A 280-nucleotide genomic window follows, 5' to 3' on the forward strand; every position below is an offset into this window, starting at 1 on the left:
AGTTTAAAGTTCGTAATATTTGGTGATTTTGGATCTTGTGCGAGGGTTAGAGTAGACGGTGAATTGTGGGGAGGTGGTTGTTGTTGAGTTGGATCTGTGTGTCCATCGGTTTGGGGATGGGTTTGAGGGTTTGTGTGTGAAAACGTTTGGTTGGATGAATGATTAAGATGTGAGGGTTATAATAAGGTTTAAGGTGATTGGAAAGTGTAGGGATGGGTGAAGAAGGCGGAAGAATTAAGAGAGGTATGGCAGGTTGCAGGGGAGCTTGCATATCAGTTGT

The 280-nt window shown here is 43.6% G+C and carries 1 pseudogene; it reads right to left on the reverse strand.

Annotated elements, in window-relative coordinates:
- Positions 1–46: 46 nt before the first annotated feature.
- Positions 47–280, reverse strand: a pseudogene (locus FS628_RS32220) (hypothetical protein); the annotation flags it as partial.

It is taken from the genome of Paenibacillus xylanexedens, from assembly GCF_007676705.1.
GTDB classification, from domain to species: domain Bacteria; phylum Bacillota; class Bacilli; order Paenibacillales; family Paenibacillaceae; genus Paenibacillus; species Paenibacillus xylanexedens_C.